Source organism: Streptomyces lavendulae subsp. lavendulae (assembly GCF_002803845.1).
Lineage (GTDB): Bacteria > Actinomycetota > Actinomycetes > Streptomycetales > Streptomycetaceae > Streptomyces > Streptomyces lavendulae.
Genome location: NZ_CP024985.1, coordinates 3,758,378 through 3,777,545, shown reverse-complemented (window position 1 = coordinate 3,777,545; position 19,168 = coordinate 3,758,378). Strand labels below are relative to the sequence as shown.

Sequence of the window (19,168 nt, the reverse complement as noted above, 5' to 3'; positions counted from 1 at the left end):
GGTTCGGCGTGACCTTCAAGGCCATGTTCAAGAAGCGCCTCACCGAGCAGTACCCGGAGCAGGAGAAGACCACCGCTCCGCGCTTCCACGGACGGCACCAGCTCAACCGCCACCCCGACGGTCTGGAGAAGTGCATCGGGTGCGAGCTGTGCGCCTGGGCCTGTCCCGCCGACGCGATCTACGTGGAGGGCGCGGACAACACCGAGGAGGAGCGCTACTCCCCGGGCGAGCGGTACGGCCGCGTCTACCAGATCAACTACGCCCGCTGCATCCTGTGCGGGCTGTGCATCGAGGCCTGCCCCACCCGGGCGCTGACGATGACGAACGAGTTCGAACTCGCCGACTCCAGCCGCGAGGCGCTGATCTACACCAAGGAGCAGCTCCTCGCGGGTCTGACCGAGGGCATGGTGGAGACCCCGCACTCGATCTTCCCCGGGACGGACGAGCAGGACTACTACCGAGGGCTGGTGACGGGCGCCGCCCCGGGCACGGTCCGGCAGGTGGCGGTCTCCAAGGGCGAGACGGCCGCGGACCCCGCCGGGGAGGTGCAGGCATGAGCGCCCTCGCAGCCTCCGGTGCCACCCTCACGTCCACGGGCGAGGCCGTGCAGTTCTGGGTGCTGGGCACCGTCGCCGTCATCGGCGCGCTGTGCACGGTCCTGATGCGCAAGGCCGTCCACAGCGCCCTCTGCCTCGCCGGGACGATGATCATCCTGGCGGTGTTCTACCTCGCCAACGGGGCGTACTTCCTGGGCGTCGTCCAGGTCATCGTCTACACCGGCGCCATCATGATGCTCTTCCTCTTCGTGGTCATGCTCGTCGGCGTCACGGCGGCGGACTCGCTGAAGGAGACCCTCAAGGGGCAGCGCTGGCTGGCCGTCCTGTGCGGGCTCGGCTTCGGCATCCTGCTGATCGCCGGCATCGCCAACGCCGGGCTCACCCACTTCAACGGGCTCGGCCGGGTCAACTCCGCCGGGCACGTCCAGGGCCTGGCCGAGCTGATCTTCACCCGTTACATCTTCGCCTTCGAGATCACCGGCGCCCTGCTGATCACGGCGGCCGTCGGCGCGATGGTGCTCACCCACCGCGAGCGCACCGAGCGGGCCGCCACCCAGCGCGAACTCGCCGAGAAGCGCGTGCGCGAGGGCGTACAGCTCCCGCCGCTGCCGGCGCCCGGCGTCTACGCCCGGCACAACGCGGTCGACGTGGCCGGCCTGCTCCCGGACGGCACCCCGTCCGAGCTGACCGTCAGCAAGACCCTGCGGGCCCGCGGTCAGGTACGCGACGTGTCGGGCCAGGCCTTGGAGGACCTCAAGGCGCTGGAGCAGGCCTCCGCGGAGCGCCTCGGCCGTGAGGAGGCCTCGAAGTGAACCCGGTCAACTACCTGTACCTGGCGGCCCTGCTGTTCACCATCGGCGCGGCCGGCGTGCTCGTCCGGAAGAACGCGATCGTGCTGTTCATGTGCATCGAGCTGATGCTCAACGCCTGCAACCTCGCGTTCGTGGCCTTCTCCCGGATGCACGGCAACCTCGACGGCCAGATCATCGCCTTCTTCACGATGGTCGTCGCCGCCGCGGAGGTCGTGGTGGGCCTCGCGATCATCGTGTCGCTGTTCCGTACCCGCCACTCGGCCTCGGTCGACGACGCCAGCCTGATGAAGCTGTAAGGGGCGTTCACACAGTGGAGAATCTGATTGCGCTGCTGATCGCGGCGCCCCTGCTCGGAGCGGTGGTGCTGCTCTGCGGCGGCCGGCGCCTCGACAAGGCCGGGCACTGGCTCGGCACCCTGTTCGCCGCCGTCTCCTTCGGCATCGGCGTGGCCCTGTTCATCGACATGCTGGGGCGCAGCGCCGACGACCGGACGATGTTCCAGCGCCTGTACACCTGGATCCCGGTGGAGGGCTTCCAGGCGGACATGGCGTTCCAGCTGGACCAGCTGTCGCTGACCTTCGTCCTGCTGATCTCCGGCGTGGGCACGCTCATCCACATCTACTCCATCGGCTACATGGAGCACGACGAGCGCCGCCGCCGCTTCTTCGGCTACCTCAACCTGTTCGTCGCGGCGATGCTGCTGCTCGTCCTCGCCGACAACTACCTGCTGCTGTACTTCGGCTGGGAGGGCGTGGGCCTGGCCTCGTACCTCCTGATCGGTTTCTGGCAGCACAAGCCCAGCGCGGCCACGGCCGCGAAGAAGGCCTTCCTGGTCAACCGCGTCGGTGACATCGGCCTGTCGATCGCGATCATGCTGATGTTCACCACGTTCGGGACCTTCGCCTTCGGGCCGGTCTTCGGCGCGGTGGGCCAGGCGAGCGAGGGCAAGCTGACGGCGATCGGCCTGATGCTGCTGCTGGCCGCCTGCGGCAAGTCGGCGCAGGTGCCGCTGCAGTCCTGGCTCGGTGACGCGATGGAGGGCCCGACCCCGGTCTCGGCCCTGATCCACGCGGCGACGATGGTCACCGCCGGCGTCTACCTGATCGTCCGCTCGGCCGCGATCTTCAACGGGGCGCCGGACGCCCAGCTGGTGGTCACGGTCGTCGGCGCGGTCACGCTGCTCTTCGGTGCGATCGTCGGTTGCGCGAAGGACGACATCAAGAAGGCCCTCGCCGGGTCCACGATGTCGCAGATCGGCTACATGATCCTCGCGGCGGGCCTCGGCCCGATCGGCTACGTCTTCGCGATCATGCACCTGGTCACGCACGGCTTCTTCAAGGCGGGCCTCTTCCTCGGCGCCGGTTCCGTGATGCACGGGATGAACGACGAGGTGGACATGCGCAGGTACGGCGGTCTGCGGACGTACATGCCGATCACCTTCGTGACCTTCGGTCTCGGCTACCTCGCCATCATCGGCTTCCCGGGCCTGTCGGGCTTCTTCTCCAAGGACAAGATCATCGAGGCGGCCTTCGCGAAGGGCGGCACCGAGGGCTGGATCCTCGGCGGAGTGGCCCTGCTGGGCGCGGCGATCACCGCCTTCTACATGACCCGGGTCATGCTCCTCACCTTCTTCGGCGAGAAGCGCTGGCAGCCGGACGCTGAGGGCCACGCCCCGCACCCGCACGAGTCCCCGAAGTCCATGACCTTCCCGATGATCGTCCTCGCCTTCGGATCGGTCTTCGCCGGCGGGTTCTTCTCGATCGGCGACCGCTTCGTGGACTGGCTGGAGCCGGTCACCGGCGAGGCGCACGGCAACCCGCCGATCAGCGCCCTGACGGTCACCCTGTCCACCATGGTGGTCCTGGTGATCGGTGTCGCCATCGCCTGGGGGATGTACGGCAGGAAGCCCGTCCCGGTCGTCGCCCCGCGCGGCTCGCTCCTCACCCGGGCGGCCCGCCGCGACCTGTACCAGGACGACTTCAACCACGTCGTGCTGGTGCGCGGCGGAGAGCACCTGACCCGCTCGCTCGTCTACGTGGACCACAGCCTGGTCGACGGAGTCGTCAACGGGACGGCCGCCTCGGTCGGCGGGCTCTCGGGCCGGCTGCGCAAGCTGCAGAACGGCTACGCCCGCAGCTACGCGGTCTCGATGTTCGGGGGCACGGCGATCCTGATCGCCGCGACCCTGCTGATGAGGGCGGTGTGACATGAACTTCCCGCTTCTGACGGTGACGGCGGCCGTGCCCGCGGTCGGCGCGATCCTCACGGCGGCCGTCCCGGCCTCCCGCAGGACCGCCGCCAAGTGGCTCGCGCTGCTGTTCTCCCTGGCCACGCTGGCCCTGGCCGTGCTGGTCGCGGTCCGCTTCGAGCCCGGTGGCGACCGCTACCAGCTCACCGAGTCCCACGCCTGGATCAAGGACTTCGGCGTCCGCTACGAACTGGGCGTCGACGGCATCGGGGTGGCGCTGATCGCGCTCACCGCCCTGCTGATCCCCTTCGTGATCGGCGCCGGCTGGAACGACGCCGACCCGCTGGAGACCAACTCCTCCCGCTGGCGGCCGACGCAGGGCTTCTTCGCCCTGATCCTGATGGTCGAGGCGATGGTGATCATCTCCTTCGAGGCCACCGACGTCTTCCTCTTCTACGTCTTCTTCGAAGCCATGCTGATCCCGATGTACTTCCTCATCGGCGGCTTCGGGGACCGGGCGCACTCCGGGACCGACGAGAACGCGGCCGCGCAGCGCTCGTACGCGGCGGTCAAGTTCCTCCTCTACAACCTGGTCGGCGGCCTGATCATGCTGGCCGCCGTCATCGGGCTGTACGTGGTCGCCGGGAACTTCTCCCTCCAGGAGATCACCGCCGCCCGCGCCGCGGGCACCCTGGACATGGCCACCAACACCGAGCGGCTGCTCTTCCTCGGCTTCTTCTTCGCCTTCGCGGTGAAGGCCCCGCTGTGGCCGCTGCACACCTGGCTGCCGAACGCGATGGGCGAGGCCACCGCCCCGGTCGCCGTCCTGATCACCGCGGTCGTCGACAAGGTCGGCACCTTCGCGATGCTCCGCTTCTGCCTCGGGCTCTTCCCCGACGCCAGCAAGTGGGCCACCCCGGTGATCCTCGTCCTGGCCCTGATCAGCATCGTCTACGGCGCCCTCCTCGCGGTCGGGCAGCGGGACATCAAGCGGCTGGTCGCGTACGCGTCGATCTCGCACTTCGGCTTCATCATCCTGGGCATCTTCGCGATGACCTCCCAGGGCCAGTCGGGCGCGACGCTCTACATGGTCAACCACGGCATCTCGACGGCCGCGCTGATGCTCGTCGCCGGATTCCTGATCTCCCGGCGCGGCTCGCGGCTCATCGCCGACTACGGCGGTGTCCAGAAGGTGGCCCCGGTCCTCGCCGGCACCTTCCTGATCGGCGGCCTCGCCACCCTGTCGCTGCCGGGCCTGGCGCCCTTCGTCAGCGAATTCCTCGTCCTGGTCGGCACGTTCGCCCGCTACCCGGTCGTCGGGATCATCGCCACCGTCGGCATCGTGCTGGCGGCGCTCTACACCCTGGTCCTGTACCAGCGCACCATGACCGGCCCCGTCAAGGAGGAGGTCTCCGGCATGCGGGACCTGCGCCTGCGCGAGGTCCTCGTGGTCGCCCCGCTGATCGCGCTGCTGATCGCACTGGGCGTCTACCCGCAGCCGCTCACCACGATCGTCAACCCGGCGGTGGAGCACACCATGTCGGACGTGAAGCAGACCGACCCGAAGCCCGAGGTGGCCGTCGAGGCCAAGAATGGGGAGGCGGCGAAGTGAGCACCGCGACTGCTGCCCAGGCCCTGCTGACCCTGGCGGCCAACGGACCGGCCGACAAGATCCCGGCCCCGCACATCGAGTACGCGCAGCTGGCGCCCACGCTGATCGTGGTGGGCGCGGCCGTCCTCGGAGTCCTCGTCGAGGCCTTCGTCCCGCGCAGGTCCCGCTACTACGTCCAGGTGTTCCTCGCCGTCGCCGCGCTGGCCTCGGCCTTCGCGGCGGTCGTCGGCCTCGCCGCCGGCGGCTACGGCAGCACCAAGGCGCACATCGCGGCGATGGGCGCCATCGCCGTGGACGGCCCGGCCCTGTTCCTCCAGGGCACGATCCTGCTGGCCTCCATCGTGGCCGTGTTCACCTTCGCCGAGCGCCGCCTCGACCCGAAGGCGCACGGCAACCGGGTGGACTCCTTCGCCGCCCAGGCCGCGTCCGTACCGGGCAGCGACAGCGAGAAGGCCGCCGTCAAGGCCGGGTTCACCACCACCGAGGTCTTCCCGCTGGCGCTGTTCGCCATCGCCGGCATGCTGATCTTCCCGGCGGCCAACGACCTGCTGACGCTGTTCATCGCCCTGGAGGTCTTCTCCCTCCCGCTGTACCTGCTCTGCGCCGTCGCCCGCCGCCAGCGGCTGATGTCGCAGGAGGCCGCGGTCAAGTACTTCCTGCTCGGCGCGTTCTCCTCCGCCTTCCTCCTCTTCGGCATCGCGCTGATCTACGGCTACGCGGGCTCGGTCTCCTACGCGGTGATCGCCGACGTGGTCGACGGCACCGTCGCCAAGCTCGACCCGGCCCTCGCCTCCACCATGGGCAACGACGCGCTGCTGCTGATCGGCGGCGCGCTGATCCTGATGGGCCTGCTGTTCAAGGTCGGCGCGGTCCCCTTCCACATGTGGACCCCGGACGTCTACCAGGGCGCCCCGACCCCGGTCACCGGCTTCATGGCCGCCGCGACCAAGGTGGCCGCCTTCGGCGCGCTGCTGCGCCTGCTCTACGTGGTCCTGCCCGGCCTGCGCTGGGACTGGCGGCCGGTCATGTGGGGCGTCGCGATCGTCACGATGCTGGCGGGCGCGGTGATCGCCGTGACCCAGACCGACGTGAAGCGGCTCCTGGCGTACTCCTCGATCGCGCACGCGGGCTTCATCCTGGCCGGTGTGATCGCCACCTCGGCGCAGGGCGTCCAGTCCGTCCTCTTCTACCTGCTGGCCTACTCCTTCGTGACGATCGGCGCCTTCGCGGTGGTCACGCTGGTGCGCGACGCGGGCGGCGAGGCCACGCACCTGTCGAAGTGGGCGGGCCTCGGCCGGCGCTCCCCGCTGACGGCGGCGGTCTTCGCGGTGTTCCTGCTGGCCTTCGCGGGCATCCCGCTGACCTCGGGCTTCGCGGGCAAGTTCGCCGTGTTCAAGGCGGCGGCGGACGGCGGTGCGGGGGTGCTGGTCGTGGTCGGTGTGCTCTCGTCCGCGATCGCCGCGTTCTTCTACATCCGGGTGATCGTGCTGATGTTCTTCAGCGAGCCGAAGGCAGACGGCCCGACCGTGGCCGTCCCCTCGCCGCTGACGATGACGACCATCGCGGTCGGCGTGGCCGTCACCCTGGTGCTGGGTCTGGCCCCGCAGTACTTCCTGGACCTCGCGGGGCAGGCGAGCACGTTCGTCCGCTGATCCTGCTGTACGCGACAGGGCCCGGCTCCCTCGGGGGAGCCGGGCCCTGGCGTGTGCGGTCGTCTACTCGGGCCGTGTCCGCTTGGCCGTGATGGCGGTGAGGTCGAGGTCGATGGGGAAGGGGGCCGAGACCTTCAGCCGGTCGTGGAAGATGCCGGTGGCGACGTACGCCTTGGTCGCCGGGTCGAGCTCGTACACGTAGACGACGGCGCGGCCGTCCTTGTTCTCCACTCGCCAGTAGTGGAGGATTCCCGCCCGCGCGTATTTGATCGGCTTGGTCTCGCGATCCCGGTCGATCGACTCCGGAGATACGACTTCGATGGCCAGGAGAACAGACTCGGCAGGCAGACGGGTCTGTTCGAGGCCATGGCTGACATCGTCACGGAACACGATGACGTCGGGTTCGGGACGATTGCGCCGGTCGATGTCGATCGTGAATTCGCGCAGGACTCCGAGGGACTCGGGGACCTGAGAACGCAGTTCCCAGGTCACATGGTCGACCGTCTCTGAGTGGAATCGGGTCTGCGGACTCACGAAGATCAGGCTCCCGTCGATCAGCTCCGTGTGCGGAGGCAGATTCGGAAGCGTGTCCAGGTCGTCCGCGGTCCAGCCGCCCGCAGGCGGGATCGGCCAGCTGTGTTCCGGGTTCATCAGTGCTCCCATGAGCCGCAGTCTCGCGAGTGCGACCAGCGTATCGCCGGGGATCCGCGGAACACCGTCCTTACGGGTGAGGCATATGCGAGAAGCACTTGACGGACGGTTTGGGTACAGGCTAATGGCCGTGCGCGTGCGTCGACGGGCTGGTGGCGCCCGGTACCACCGGGGGCTTGTTCGGGCAGGGCAGGGCCGGGTTCCAGTTGTGGAAGCGGCCCGCCGGGTTCTTCTCGTACGCCCACATGTGGAGGTCGTAGTGCTTGGGCATGCCCGCCCAGTGGCCCGGCATCGGCCCGTCGAAGGGCAGCCCGAACATGCTCGGCCGGTCGTCGGTGGTCTTCAGGTCCTGGTCGCGGTCGGTGGACATCCACTCCACGGTCTGGAGCTTGCGCCGGCCGTTGCGGTCCTTCGTGTAGCTGTAGAGGAGGGCCGTCGGCTTGGCGGGGTCCTTCGAACCCCAGTAGGCCTCCTTGACGTAGTGGTAGCCCATGGAGCCGACCCCGAACGGGTTGCTCATGCACGCCTCGCCGTGCGGGACGTAGCCGTCCTTGATGGCCTCCCGCTCGTCCACGTACTTGGCCGTCACCGCCATCGCCGTCGCCATGTCCCGCATGGCCTGCCGGTTGCGCGGGTCGGGCGCGGGACCGTCCACCGCGTGGGCCGCCGGCACGGCGGCGAGGCCGAGCGACACGGCGGCCGCGCAGGCGAGAACGGGCTTCAGGCTGCGTACGGACATCGGAACTCCTGGAGGCGTGGGGCCGTTTCGTCCACCATCACGGTGCTCGGGACGCCCTGCACGCGGCGGGCCCCCGAACGGGGGCCGCCCCCGTCCCTACGGGGTGGTGGCGGGGGCGACCGGGCGGGGTCTGGTGGTGCCGGGGCGGCAGGTGATCGCGGTGTTGAAGGGCTCGAACCGTCCGGCGGGGTTGTCCTTCCACAGCCACAGGTGCAGCGAGTAGTGCACCTTCTGGCCCGGGAAGCGGGGCGGCAGCGGGCCGCGGAAGGGCTCCCCGAACAGGGACGGGCGGTCGTCGTCGGTCTCCACCAGGCCGTCCTTGTCCACGACCATCCATTCGAGGCCGGCCAGGCGCCAGCGGCCCTTGCCGTCGCCCTCGTAGAGCAGGGCGGTGGGCTTCTGCGGGTCGAGCGAGCCGTCGTAGGCGTGGTTGAAGTGCGGGTAGCCGAGGGACCCGGTGCCGCCGGACGGGTTCGTGACGCAGTACTTGTCGGGGACGTACCCGGCGGCGACGCCGACGCTGTGCCGGTGGTACTTCGCGGTGGCCCGGTAGGTCAGGGCCAGCTGGGCGGAGGGCGCGAGCCGGGACGACGGCCCGGCGGGCGGGGCGGGCGGGGTCGGCGCGGCGGCGGCGGCCGACGGTGCGGCCGCCAGCGTCGCGGCGGCCGCGAGGGCCAGGGGGACCAGGGGGAAGCGCTTCGCGTGGCGAGGGGACATGCCAGCAGCGTCGCCTCGGCCGCCCCTGCCCGCCACGGGTGGGGGAGCGTACGGGTGGTCGGGCCGCCCGGGTGGCGTAGGCGGGGACGTGGGTTCCGGCGGGGCGGCGGGAAGGCCCGCCACCCCGCCGGAGGGGTCTAGCTAGCGGAGCCCACGATCCGGCCGGTGACCTCGCCGAGGCCGACGCGGGTGCCGTCGGCGCCGGGGGCCCAGGCGGTGAGGGTGACGGTGTCGCCGTCCTCCAGGAAGGTGCGCTTGCCGTCGGCCAGCTCGATGGCGTCGCGGCCGTTCCAGGTGAGCTCCAGGAGGGAGCCGCGCTGGTCGACCTCGGGCCCGCTGACGGTGCCGGAGCCGTACACGTCGCCGGTGCGCAGCGAGGCGCCGTTGACGGTCATGTGGGCCAGCTGCTGGGCGGCGGTCCAGTACATCGAGGCGAACGGCGGACGCGCCACCTCCTGCCCGTTGATGGAGACGGTGATGTGCAGGTCGAAGCCGCCGGGGCGGTCGGCCGTGGAGTCGTCCAGGTAGGGCAGGAGCGGGAAGTCCCGGGCGGGCGGGGCCACGCGGGCCGCGTCCAGGGCCTCCAGGGGGGTCACCCAGGCGGAGACGGAGGTGGCGAAGGACTTGCCGAGGAACGGGCCGAGCGGCACGTACTCCCAGGCCTGGACGTCGCGCGCGGACCAGTCGTTGAGCAGGAAGAGGCCGAAGACGTGGTCCTCGAAGTCGCCGAGCGCCACGGGGCGGCCCAGCTCGGAGGGGGCGCCGACGACGAAGCCGACCTCGGCCTCGATGTCGAGCTTGACCGAGGGCCCGAAGACGGGCGCCGGGTCGGTGGGGGCCTTGCGCTGCCCGGAGGGGCGCACGACGTCCGTGCCCGACACCACGATCGTTCCCGACCGGCCGTGGTAACCGATGGGCAGGTGCTTCCAGTTGGGGGTCAGCGCGTCCCCGTCCGGGCGGAAGATCCTGCCGACGTTGGTGGCGTGGTGCTCGCTCGCGTAGAAGTCGACGTAGTCCGCGACCTCGTACGGCAGGTGCAGGGTGACGGCGTCGAGCGGCAGCAGGTGCGGCTCGACGGTCCCGCGGTGGCCGGGGTCGGTCACCCACGCGGTCAGCGCGCGGCGCACGTCCCGCCAGGCGGTGCGGCCGGCGGCCAGCAGGGGGTTCAGCGAGCCCTGGGCGAGCAGCCCGGCGTACGGGGACCCGAGCGCGACCGCCACGGCCCCCGCATCGAGCACGTACCCGCCGATCCGCACGCCGACGCGGCGGCGCTGCGGCTCCTCGGGGGTGCTGAACACGCCGTAGGGGAGGTTGTGCGGCCCGAACGGGTCGCCCTCGGGAACGTCGAGGGGGCTCTGCTGGGGCATGGGGTACTGCCTCGCTTTCCATGCGGTCCGGGGGTGTCCCGGGGGCTGGCTGACACGTTACGTGGCTGGTGGGGTCTGTGGGAGGCCGGATTCGGGCGCTATTTGTAGGACTTGTCCAATGGGGTCCGTATCCTTGGCGCCGTGACTTCCGCCCTTCCCTATGCCTTGATCGCCACTGACCTGGACGGGACTCTGCTGTGCGCCGCGGACACCGTCTCCGCCCGCTCCCACGCGGCCCTCGCCACGGCGCGCGCGGCGGGAGCCCAGCACATCGTGGTCACCGGACGCCCCGTCCCCCAGGTCCGGAAGATCCTGGAGGATCTTGGGTATACGGGGCTCGCGGTGTGCGGGCAGGGCGCGCAGGTGTACGACACGGCGCGCGGGCGCCTGCTGCACTCCGTCTCGATGGACCGCGGTCTCGCGGAGGTGGCCCTCGGGAAGATCGAGGCCGAGGTCGGCGAGGTGTACACGGCCGTCAACCAGGAGGGGCTCGACGGGGAGACCCTGATGGGGCCGGGCTACCGGATGTGGCACCCGCACCTGCCGATGGTCCGCGTCCCCCGGCGCGAGGACCTCTGGTCGGCGCCGATCAACAAGGTGCTGCTCCAGCACCCGCGCCTGGACGACGACGAGCTGACGCGGCTGGCCCGCGCGGTGGCCGGGGACCTGGTGAACGTCACGATGGCGGGGGAGCACACGGTGGAGCTCCAGCCGCCCGGCGTCGACAAGGCGGACGGGCTGGCACGGGCGGCGGAGGTCCTGGACCTGCAGGCCTCGTCGACGATCGCCTTCGGCGACATGCCGAACGACGTCCCGATGTTCGCGTGGGCGGCGCACGGGGTGGCGATGGCCAACGCCCACCGCGAGCTGCTGGCCGTCGCCGACGAGGTGACCCTCTCGAACGAGGCGCACGGCATCGCGGTGGTCCTGGAACGCCTCTATTCCTGAACGCGCCGGACCGGACTCCGGCCGACGGCCCAGGGCGGGGTGAGCTCCCAGGTGTGCGCGCCGGGGTGGGCCAGGTACGCCCAGCAGCCCGTGCCGCGGCCGGGGGTGGTGGCCGGGCAGTCGGGCAGGGTGACGACTGTTTCCAGCCACCCGTCGCTGCCCGGGCCGGGCCACTGGGCCCACAGGGCCGCACCGGAGCCGGAGTCGTGGACCAGGTCCATGTGGGGCCCGGAGTGCCGTTCGAGCGCGCAGCGCAGCTCGGGGCCCTCTTCCAGCGCGGCCCGCAGGGCGCGGGCGTTCCCGGCGAGGAGTTCCGCGAGGGCGTCGAGGTGGGCGGCCGACAGCAGCCCGGGCGCGCCGCAGGCGTTGCTCACGCGGACCACCCCCGGGCGACGATGCAGGCCACGCAGCACACCCAGGCGACGGCCCCGAGGGTCACGGCCATGGCCTCCAGCCGGGGCGTCACGGCCGGCCCTCGGAGCTGAGGGCGTTGCGCCGCGCGATCTCGGCCCGGAGCCGCTCCATGGGGTCGGCGAGCCGCACCTCACGGGGCTCCGCCTCCCACTCGGGGCCCCCGCGCACGGGCCGCAGCGCCCAGTACGGTCCGGCGAGGCCCCGGAACTCCCCGAGCCGGTCGTCGCGGCCGGTGTCCACGACGAGGGTTCCGGGAACGGGGGGCGGGGGAAGGGGCGTTCCACACACGGCGGTTCCTCTCCGTAGCGATGCCACTACCAAGCGGGTTCAGAGTGGCCGGGCGGTGGGGACACTTCAACTTGCCAGTGCGGAACGGAAGATTGGTCACGAGCCTGTGAATCGCAAGGAGTTGAACCCCGAAGCGGGCCCCGAAGCCGCCTTCGGGGCACGTCTGCGCAGCTCGCGGGAAGAGCGCGGCTGGAAGCAGGAGGAGCTCGGGAAGCGGCTGGGCTACTCCAGCACGCACGTCTCGGCGGTGGAAACCGGGCGCAAGATTTCTACTCTGCGTTTCGCGCGCAGTGCGGACGCGGTCTTCGGCACCGCGGGGACCGAGAACACGTTCGAACGCCAGTGGCGGGAGATCCGTCACGGCGTCCTGCTGGAGGGCTTCCCGGAGTTCCTCGGCTACGAGAGCCGGGCGGTGGAGATCCGGCTGTACGAGGTCGGCGTCATACCGGGACTGCTCCAGACGCCGGAGTACGCGACGGTGCTGGCCGAGAGCGCCGTCAAGCGGGGGGCCATCACCGCCGATCACGCGGCCGAACGCATCGCCGTCGTCGCGGAGCGGCAGGACGTGCTGCTGCGCACGCCCCGGCCGATGATCCTCGCGGTGCTCGACGAGAGCTGCATCCGCCGCCCGCTCGGCGGACCCGCCCTCATGCGGGAGCAGTACACGCGGCTGCTCGAATTCGCCGAACTGCCGAACACCGTGCTCCAGATCGCCCCGTTCGAGATGGGCGAGCGACGGCCGTTCAACCTGCCGCTGTACATCCTGACGCTGCCGGATCGCTCGATCATGTCCTATGCGGAATCCGCCCAACGGGGCCATTTGGAGCGGGACAACAACTCGGTGGTCCCCCTGCTGACGGCCTACCATCAGCTCCAGGCCGAAGCGCACACGCAGGCGACTTCTGTGGCCTTGATCGAGCAGCTAAGAAAGGGCACGTCGTGACGACCGAATCCCCCCGCTGGTTCAAGTCCTCCTACAGCGACAACGGCGGCGCCTGCGTCGAGGTCGCCACCAACCTCGTCCCGTCGCGCGGTGTGGTCCCCGTCCGGGACTCCAAGCACACCGACGGCCCCGAACTCGGCTTCACCGCCGACGCGTTCGCCGCCTTCGTCGACGGTCTCAAGGCCGTCTGAGCGGCCCGGCGGGCCCCGGGCGGGCAGCCCGGGGCCCGTTCGGCCGCCCTCAGGCCGGCTACTGCATCAACTCGATGTGGGGATGCTCCGGAGCCGCCGGGCAGAAGTAGAGCTGCTGTTTGTAGCCGCTGCCGATCTGGATCCGGGTCGGTTGCGTCAGGTCGCGGTAGCGGGGGTCGGTCGAGGACGCGGCGGCCTGGTCTTCGTACGGGATCCAGCTGCCGTTGCTGCTGTCCCATTCGAAGGTGGCGATGGTCAGCAGCGGGTCCATCGCGGTGCCGCACGCGGGGCAGGACCGGGGAGCGGGGTCGGTGTAGCCCCACATGGGCCAGCCACCGACCTTCCACCCGGGGGCGACGGACAGGTGGCTCCCGTAGAACGAGTCCGGGTAGGGGGCGTAGGAGCTGTCCACACCGGCGCCGGCCGCCTGCCACAGGCTCCAGTCCCCGATCTGCTCCAGCAGTTCCCCGCTCAACTCCCCGGCACCGGGGTACTCGGTGACCTGCTCCGGCGCGAGCACGCACGGCTCCGGCAGGTACTCCTCGACCACCAGGGGCGGTTCCGGGGGTGAGGTGAAGACCTCGTTGACGGCGGCCGCGGACCGCCAGACCACCACGGTCCTGGGCATGTACTGCTCCGGAGGGTGGTCGAAGGGGCACCACAGCACCTGGAGCAGATCCGCCCCGGCCCCCGCGGGCGGGCGCAGCCCGGGGACGTCACGCACGTAGAGCTGGGCCAGGGGCAGCAGGGCGACCGGGCCCTCAAGCCACGAGCTGTCGTGCCAGGTTTCGTCGGAGTCGAGCCGGTCCAGGACCGCCTGCTCCGCAGGTGTGTACCCCGGGACGGGCGCATCGCCGTCCGGGTGCATCGCCTCGCTCGCCCGGATGCGCTGCTGCAGGCGCAGCTCGGCCAAGGCGTGGTCCCCGCCCTCGTGCGGGGCGTCGCAGTGCGGCCAGGGCTCGTCGGCGGGCCACAGCAGTGGCCCGCCGACCGAACTGTCGTGCACCGAAGGAGCTCCGGGGCGGGGATGCAACCGGGTCGCCGTGCGTGCCAGCGGGGCCAGTCGGGGGAAGACCGCGGTGACGTCGAGCGGCCGCGGCGGGGTGGTACGGACGGCATCCATGACGACGATGCTGCCAGCACCCTCTGACAGCGCCGATCACCGATCCACGACGGTACCTGGCGGTCGCGGCAGGGAGTCGTCGCGGAAGCCGCGTCCGGACCCTAGCCCGCCGTCCTCGGCAGGCGGCGTTCCCACGTGCGGTGGAAGACGACCTCCTCGCCCTCCCGGCACACCACCTCGTTGGACGTCAGGAAGCCGCCCTCGTCGCAGGTGATCTCCGAGCGGGTCTCCACCCGGGCGTCCCAGCCCTCCTCCGGCCGGTGGAGCCGGATGCGCCAGTCCGAGCGGCAGGCCGCGGACAGCGGATCGGCGTCCTGGATCTCGTAGACCTCCGCCGCCTCCTCCTCGTACTCCAGGCCGTCCGGGTAGACCCGGGTGCCGCCGTAGCGGGGGTCCACCTCCAGGCGCCAGGTGCCGCGCGCCACGTCCCGTACGACCACCCGCTCCGGGTGCGGTCCGTCCAGGGTCTCGGGGTAGGACACGCCCAGCGGCTCCGCCTGTTCCGGGGCCTCGAAGACGATGCCCCCGTCCGTGGCGGGGGAGGCCGTGCGGACCGGGAGTTCGAGGGTGGAGCCCGTCGGGTCGAGGGTCCAGCCGGCCTCGGAGCCGGCCCGGGGCCAGATCCACGGCCAGTACGCGGAGGACAGGGCGAGGCGGATGCGGTGGCCGGGCGGGAAGGCGTGGCCGATGCCGTTCAGCTCGAAGGTGACGTCCTCCTGCGTGCCCGGGGTCCACGGCGCCGCCCGGTCCCGGCCCCGGCGCGCCGACAGGTTCAGCGCGCCCCGGGTGACCAGGGTCGAGGAGCCGTCGGGGGCGACGTCGCACAGCCGGGCCACGACCTGCCCGTACGGGACGTCCATCCGCAGCCGCAGGGTCACCGACGGGCGGCCGAGGATCTCCACCGGCTCGCCCGGCGCCACCGGGAACTCGAAGCAGGCCGACTTCGCGTCCTCCTCCCGCTGGTCCGGCGGCAGGTCGGCGGCGTTGCCGAAGGGGAAGAAGCGGCCCGCGTCCAGCCCGGTGTGCTGGGGCGAGGCCACGACCACCGGGGCGCCCTGGAGCCCGTAGGAGACGGGCACCACCGTCGGGGAGGGCCAGGCCCGGTCGCCGACCCAGCGGCCCTCCAGGCGGTCGTACACGGTCGCGGGCCGGTGCGACTCGCTGATCCAGGAGCGCAGCAGCGGCTCCTCCATGACCCCGTTGTCCTCGCCCTTGAGCCAGTGGTCCCACCAGCGCAGGGTCTCCTGGAGGAAACCGATCGCCGGGCCCGGCGGCAGTCCCCGGTCCGGGTACTGGTGCGACCAGGGGCCGATCAGTCCCCGGACGCGGGAGGCGGGCAGGGCGGAGACCAGGCGCAGGACCGTGTCCCGGTAGGGGTCGTGCCAGCCGCCGACGGCGAGGACGGCCGCGCGGACGGCCCCGTAGTCCTCGCAGACGCTGCCGTGGCGCCAGTAGGAGTCGCGGGTCTGGTGCGAGAGCCAGGTGTGGACGAGGGGCTCCATGCCCTCCAGCCGCTCCAGCCACTGGCGGCGCCAGCCGTCCCCGGCGTACCGGGGGTCCGGCGGGCGGGAGGTGAAGGCCAGCATCGTGGCGGCCCAGGCGTGCATGTCCACGGCGAGGACCGAGCCGCCCATGTAGTGCACGTCGTTGTCGAAGCGGTCGTCGGTGGAGCAGACGGTGACGACGGCCTTCAGCGCCCGGGGGGCGAGCGCGGCGATCTGGAGGCTGTTGAAGCCGCCCCAGGAGATCCCGAACATGCCGACCGCGCCCGTGCACCAGGGCTGCGCGGCCAGCCACTCCACCACGGCGACCCCGTCGGCCAGTTCCCGGGCGTCGTACTCGTCGCCGGGGCGGCCCCCGCTGTTGCCGTGGCCGCGCACGTCGACCCGTACGGAGGCGTAGCCGTGGCCCGCGTACCAGGGGTGGCGCTGGGCGTCGCGCGGGGCGGTCCAGTCGGTGAGCCGGTACGGGAGGTACTCCAGCAGGGCCGGGACGGGATCGTCGCTCACGGGGCGCCAGATCCGGGCGTACAGCTCGACGCCGTCGGGCATCGGGATCCGGACGTCCTCGTGGGTCGTCGCGTACGGGAAGTCGGTTCGGATGATCATCGGAGCGGGTTCACCGGTCCCCTCAGTGGACGGGATGCATCGTGCGGCGCAGCCAGGGCGCCATCGCGATCACGGCCAGGCCCACCGCGACCGCGATGGCGCCGTTGACGCCGAAGTACACGGGGTCGGACACCGTGCCGTAGACCTTGACCACCTGGGCCTGGATGCCGTTGGCGAGCGCCAGGGAGAGGAACCACAGGGCCATCGTCTGGTTGGCGTAGGCCTTGGGGGCGAGCTTGGTGGTGGCCGACATGCCGGAGGTCTCCAGCAGGACGTCGCCGAGCCCCAGCAGCAGGTACGAGCCGACGATCCACCAGGCGGCCATCCGGTAGGCCTCCCCGCCGTGGCCCGAGGTGGGGATCACCATCAGCAGGAAGGACAGGCCGCCCAGGATCACCCCGATGGCGATCTTGTTGGAGGCGTGCGGCTGGCGGGGGCCCATGCGGGCCCACAGCGCGGCCACCACCGGGGCCAGCAGCACCTCGAAGGCACCGAGCGCCGAGGCGTACCAGCCCGCCGGGAAGTCGAAGCCGAGGATCTCGGTGCGGGCGTTCGTCGAGGCCAGCAGCATCATCGTCGAGTACGCCTGGAAGAGGATGAAGTTGAAGGCGACCGAGGCCAGGAAGAGGACCACGTACGGGCGCAGCCGTCCGCGCTCCTCGGCGCTGACGCGCGGGCTGCGGAACATGAGCGTGAAGTAGACCACCGGGGCGATCACCGAGACGAGGGTCAGGAGGTCGACGAAACGGCCCATCGTCAACCAGCCGACGACCGCCAGCAGGGTGGCGACGGCGGCGAAGGCGACGCAGCCGCCGGCGATCCTGCGGACGGCGGTGCGCATCGCGTCGGGGGCCAGGGCGTACTCGGCCGAGTGCTTGCGTCCGGCCAGATGGCGGCGCCCGAGGACGTACTGGACGAGCCCGGCGGTCATCCCGACGGCGGCGGCGGAGAAGCCCCAGTGCCAGCCCTTGTTCTCGCCGAACCAGGCGGTGACCAGCGGTCCGGCGAAGGCGCCGATGTTGATGCCCATGTAGTAGAGGGCGAAACCGGCGTCGCGCCGCTGGTCGGCCGTCCGGTACAGCTTGCCGACCATGCTGGCCACGTTGGGCTTGAGCAGGCCGGTGCCCGCGCTGATCAGGCCGAGGCCCACCCAGGTCATGGCGGCCGTGGGGACGGCCATGGCGTAGTGGCCGCAGGCGATCAGGATGCCGCCGGAGAGGACGGCGCGGTAGGAACCGAGGATCCGGTCGGCGAGCCATCCGCCGGCCACGGAGACGAGGTAGACCATGGTCCCGTAGGCCGCCGAGACGGAGGCGGCCGTGGCCGGGTCCATCCCCAGGCCGCCGTTCGCGACCGTGTCCGCGAAGTAGAGGACCAGGATGGCCTGCATGCCGAGAAAGGAGAACCGCTCCCAGACCTCCAGCCCGGAGAGCGTGGCGAGACCCCTGGGGTGACCGAGGAAGGCGTGGTCGTCGCCCGGTGGCGGCTGGTCCGCCTCCGGGTCCCTGGGTTCGTCTATATCGGTCACAGTTCTGGACAAAACGTATTCTCCGGTTGTTTCGGGTCTCCTAGAACATACCGGTGCGCATCGGGCGATGCGCACGTGGCGACCGGGCAGGCGCTCTGGGTGATCGAAAACGGACCGGATACGCTGGCTTGAGTGATGGCAGCGACACATCGACAATCCAGGTGATCGTCAGCGTGATCGTCAGCAGACAGGAGTACCCCTCGTGACCGTCGTCGGGCCGTTCGGACTGAGCGTGCGGGACCAGGCTCTTGAGACCGATGTCCAGGCCGGACTGGCCGCCGTCGAGGCGGGTCTGCTGGAAGCCACCAAGAGCGAAGTCCCCTTCATCACCGAGGCCGCCCAGCATCTGGTGCGCGCCGGAGGCAAGAGGTTCCGGCCGCTGCTGGTGATGCTCGCCTCCCGCTTCGGCGACCCCTACGCACCCGGGATCGTGCCGTCCGCGGTGGTCGTGGAGCTCACCCACCTGGCCACGCTCTACCACGACGACGTCATGGACGAGGCGGACGTGCGCCGCGGGGTGGAGAGCGCCAACGCCCGCTGGGGCAACTCCGTGGCGGTCCTGACGGGTGACTTCCTGTTCGCCCGCGCCTCCCACATCCTGGCCGACCTCGGACCCGAGGCCGTACGCATCCAGGCCGAGGCCTTCGAGCGGCTGGTGACCGGCCAGATCCTGGAGACGGCCGGCCCGCGCGACGGCCGCGACCCGGTCGCGCACTACCTCGACGTCATCGCGGGCAAGACCGGCTCGCTGATCGCGGTCTCCGGCCGCTTCGGCGCGCTGATGTCCGGGGCCGACGAGTCGGTCGTCGACATCCTGACCCAGTACGGCGAGCGCCTCGGCACCGCCTTCCAGCTCGCCGACGACGTCCTCGACATCGCCTCCGACTCGCACGAGTCCGGCAAGACCCCCGGCACCGACCTGCGCGAGGGCATCCCCACGCTCCCCGTGCTGCGGCTGCGGGAGATGGCCGAGCGGGACGGGCGCCCGGAGGACCTGGAGCTCGTGGCGCTGCTGGACGGGGACCTGAGCGACGACGCCCGGCACGCCGAGGTCCTCGCCCGGCTGCGGGTGCACCCCGCGCTGGAGCAGGCCCGCCGCGACACCATCCAGTACGCGCAGGACGCGCGCGCCACGCTGGCCCCGCTGCCGGAGTGCTTCGCGAAGTCGGCCCTGGAAGAGCTGTGCGACGCGGTGGTCCACCGGGCCGGCTGAGCCGTCCCCGCCGACACCGCAAGGGGGCCCCTCGCCCGCCGCGACCCCTACGGGTCCGGGGTGAGGGGCCCCCTTCGTGTCATCCCACGGTCGTACGCGCAGTTGATTCCGGGGACT

19 protein-coding genes are annotated in these 19,168 nt (G+C 71.2%); 10 read left to right on the top strand and 9 right to left on the bottom strand.

Annotated elements, in window-relative coordinates; genetic code table 11:
• The first annotated feature begins 23 nt into the window (after window positions 1-23).
• The 6 genes from nuoI to nuoN are packed head-to-tail and all read left to right on the top strand — an operon-like array spanning window position 24 to window position 6,821.
• Window positions 24-557: an NADH-quinone oxidoreductase subunit NuoI gene (nuoI, locus tag SLAV_RS16225; RefSeq protein ID WP_234333797.1), complete on the top strand. Its 534-nt coding sequence runs from the start codon at window positions 24-26 to the stop codon at window positions 555-557.
• A complete protein-coding gene (locus SLAV_RS16220; protein ID WP_030236329.1) occupies window positions 554-1,369 on the top strand; it encodes an NADH-quinone oxidoreductase subunit J in 816 nt (271 codons plus the stop codon). The genes nuoI and SLAV_RS16220 overlap by 4 nt, the downstream gene beginning before the upstream one ends.
• On the top strand, window positions 1,366-1,665 hold the full coding sequence (gene nuoK, locus SLAV_RS16215) for an NADH-quinone oxidoreductase subunit NuoK (RefSeq protein WP_030236326.1): 300 nt from the start codon (window positions 1,366-1,368) through the stop codon (window positions 1,663-1,665). Before SLAV_RS16220 ends, nuoK begins: the two co-directional genes overlap by 4 nt.
• Window positions 1,666-1,679: 14 nt before the next feature.
• Complete coding sequence (gene nuoL, locus SLAV_RS16210; RefSeq protein ID WP_030236322.1) at window positions 1,680-3,575, top strand: NADH-quinone oxidoreductase subunit L; 1,896 nt, start codon at window positions 1,680-1,682, stop codon at window positions 3,573-3,575.
• A 1-nt stretch (window position 3,576) separates the two neighbouring features.
• A complete protein-coding gene (locus SLAV_RS16205) occupies window positions 3,577-5,169 on the top strand; it encodes an NADH-quinone oxidoreductase subunit M (RefSeq protein ID WP_030236320.1) in 1,593 nt (530 codons plus the stop codon).
• Window positions 5,166-6,821 carry an NADH-quinone oxidoreductase subunit NuoN gene (nuoN, locus tag SLAV_RS16200; protein WP_037688037.1) on the top strand — a complete coding sequence of 552 codons (1,656 nt, stop codon included), beginning with the start codon at window positions 5,166-5,168 and terminating at the stop codon, window positions 6,819-6,821. The genes SLAV_RS16205 and nuoN overlap by 4 nt, the downstream gene beginning before the upstream one ends.
• Window positions 6,822-6,884: 63 nt before the next feature.
• Here the strand turns inward: nuoN and SLAV_RS16195 are convergent, their stop codons facing one another.
• The 4 genes from SLAV_RS16195 to fahA all read right to left on the bottom strand — a co-directional run bounded on the left by SLAV_RS16195 (window position 6,885) and on the right by fahA (window position 10,295).
• On the bottom strand, window positions 6,885-7,484 hold the full coding sequence (locus tag SLAV_RS16195; protein WP_100660891.1) for a Uma2 family endonuclease: 600 nt from the start codon (window positions 7,482-7,484) through the stop codon (window positions 6,885-6,887).
• 109 nt (window positions 7,485-7,593) lie between these two features.
• Window positions 7,594-8,211 (bottom strand): hypothetical protein, encoded by a 618-nt coding sequence (locus SLAV_RS16190; RefSeq protein ID WP_030236312.1) that lies wholly within the window; start codon window positions 8,209-8,211, stop codon window positions 7,594-7,596.
• Window positions 8,212-8,307: 96 nt separating this feature from the next.
• Window positions 8,308-8,928, bottom strand: a complete 621-nt coding sequence (locus SLAV_RS16185) for a hypothetical protein (RefSeq protein ID WP_030236309.1) — start codon at window positions 8,926-8,928, stop codon at window positions 8,308-8,310.
• A 137-nt stretch (window positions 8,929-9,065) separates the two neighbouring features.
• Window positions 9,066-10,295, bottom strand: coding sequence for a fumarylacetoacetase (gene fahA / locus SLAV_RS16180; RefSeq protein WP_030236307.1), 1,230 nt, complete (start codon window positions 10,293-10,295; stop codon window positions 9,066-9,068).
• A 141-nt stretch (window positions 10,296-10,436) separates the two neighbouring features.
• Between fahA and SLAV_RS16175 the strand changes: the two genes are divergently transcribed.
• Complete coding sequence (locus tag SLAV_RS16175) at window positions 10,437-11,243, top strand: HAD family hydrolase (RefSeq protein ID WP_030236305.1); 807 nt, start codon at window positions 10,437-10,439, stop codon at window positions 11,241-11,243.
• Here SLAV_RS16175 and SLAV_RS16170 read toward each other — a convergent pair.
• Window positions 11,234-11,617, bottom strand: coding sequence for a hypothetical protein (locus SLAV_RS16170; RefSeq protein ID WP_037688035.1), 384 nt, complete (start codon window positions 11,615-11,617; stop codon window positions 11,234-11,236). The two genes, SLAV_RS16175 and SLAV_RS16170, sit on opposite strands and share 10 nt — an antisense overlap.
• A gap of 88 nt (window positions 11,618-11,705) precedes the next feature.
• Window positions 11,706-11,897 (bottom strand): hypothetical protein, encoded by a 192-nt coding sequence (locus tag SLAV_RS16165; protein ID WP_392846316.1) that lies wholly within the window; start codon window positions 11,895-11,897, stop codon window positions 11,706-11,708.
• 154 nt (window positions 11,898-12,051) lie between these two features.
• Here SLAV_RS16165 and SLAV_RS16160 point away from each other — a divergent pair, with 154 nt between their 5' ends.
• Complete coding sequence (locus SLAV_RS16160) at window positions 12,052-12,888, top strand: helix-turn-helix domain-containing protein (RefSeq protein WP_030236295.1); 837 nt, start codon at window positions 12,052-12,054, stop codon at window positions 12,886-12,888.
• Window positions 12,885-13,079: a DUF397 domain-containing protein gene (locus SLAV_RS16155; protein WP_030236293.1), complete on the top strand. Its 195-nt coding sequence runs from the start codon at window positions 12,885-12,887 to the stop codon at window positions 13,077-13,079. The genes SLAV_RS16160 and SLAV_RS16155 overlap by 4 nt, the downstream gene beginning before the upstream one ends.
• A 58-nt stretch (window positions 13,080-13,137) precedes the next feature.
• Here the strand turns inward: SLAV_RS16155 and SLAV_RS16150 are convergent, their stop codons facing one another.
• From SLAV_RS16150 to SLAV_RS16140, 3 genes are all read right to left on the bottom strand, one after another.
• Window positions 13,138-14,202: a hypothetical protein gene (locus tag SLAV_RS16150; RefSeq protein WP_030236291.1), complete on the bottom strand. Its 1,065-nt coding sequence runs from the start codon at window positions 14,200-14,202 to the stop codon at window positions 13,138-13,140.
• Window positions 14,203-14,303: 101 nt separating this feature from the next.
• Window positions 14,304-16,310, bottom strand: coding sequence for a CocE/NonD family hydrolase (locus tag SLAV_RS16145; RefSeq protein WP_030236290.1), 2,007 nt, complete (start codon window positions 16,308-16,310; stop codon window positions 14,304-14,306).
• A 22-nt stretch (window positions 16,311-16,332) separates the two neighbouring features.
• Entirely contained in the window at window positions 16,333-17,850 is a 1,518-nt protein-coding gene (locus SLAV_RS16140) for a peptide MFS transporter (protein WP_394298627.1), read from the bottom strand.
• A 190-nt stretch (window positions 17,851-18,040) separates the two neighbouring features.
• Between SLAV_RS16140 and SLAV_RS16135 the strand changes: the two genes are divergently transcribed.
• A complete protein-coding gene (locus tag SLAV_RS16135) occupies window positions 18,041-19,051 on the top strand; it encodes a polyprenyl synthetase family protein (protein ID WP_030236286.1) in 1,011 nt (336 codons plus the stop codon).
• Window positions 19,052-19,168: the final 117 nt, after the last annotated feature.

What these genes read in the sequence shown, in the direction of transcription:
- SLAV_RS16195 (WP_100660891.1), bottom strand. Translation starts at nt 7,484, where the DNA reads ATGGGAGCACTGATGAACCCGGAACACAGCTGGCCGATCCCGCCTGCG.
- SLAV_RS16150 (WP_030236291.1), bottom strand. Translation starts at nt 14,202, where the DNA reads ATGGATGCCGTCCGTACCACCCCGCCGCGGCCGCTCGACGTCACCGCG.
- SLAV_RS16190 (WP_030236312.1), bottom strand. Translation starts at nt 8,211, where the DNA reads ATGTCCGTACGCAGCCTGAAGCCCGTTCTCGCCTGCGCGGCCGCCGTG.
- SLAV_RS16205 (WP_030236320.1), top strand. Translation starts at nt 3,577, where the DNA reads ATGAACTTCCCGCTTCTGACGGTGACGGCGGCCGTGCCCGCGGTCGGC.
- fahA (WP_030236307.1), bottom strand. Translation starts at nt 10,295, where the DNA reads ATGCCCCAGCAGAGCCCCCTCGACGTTCCCGAGGGCGACCCGTTCGGG.
- SLAV_RS16145 (WP_030236290.1), bottom strand. Translation starts at nt 16,310, where the DNA reads ATGATCATCCGAACCGACTTCCCGTACGCGACGACCCACGAGGACGTC.
- nuoI (WP_234333797.1), top strand. Translation starts at nt 24, where the DNA reads ATGTTCAAGAAGCGCCTCACCGAGCAGTACCCGGAGCAGGAGAAGACC.
- SLAV_RS16220 (WP_030236329.1), top strand. Translation starts at nt 554, where the DNA reads ATGAGCGCCCTCGCAGCCTCCGGTGCCACCCTCACGTCCACGGGCGAG.
- SLAV_RS16185 (WP_030236309.1), bottom strand. Translation starts at nt 8,928, where the DNA reads ATGTCCCCTCGCCACGCGAAGCGCTTCCCCCTGGTCCCCCTGGCCCTC.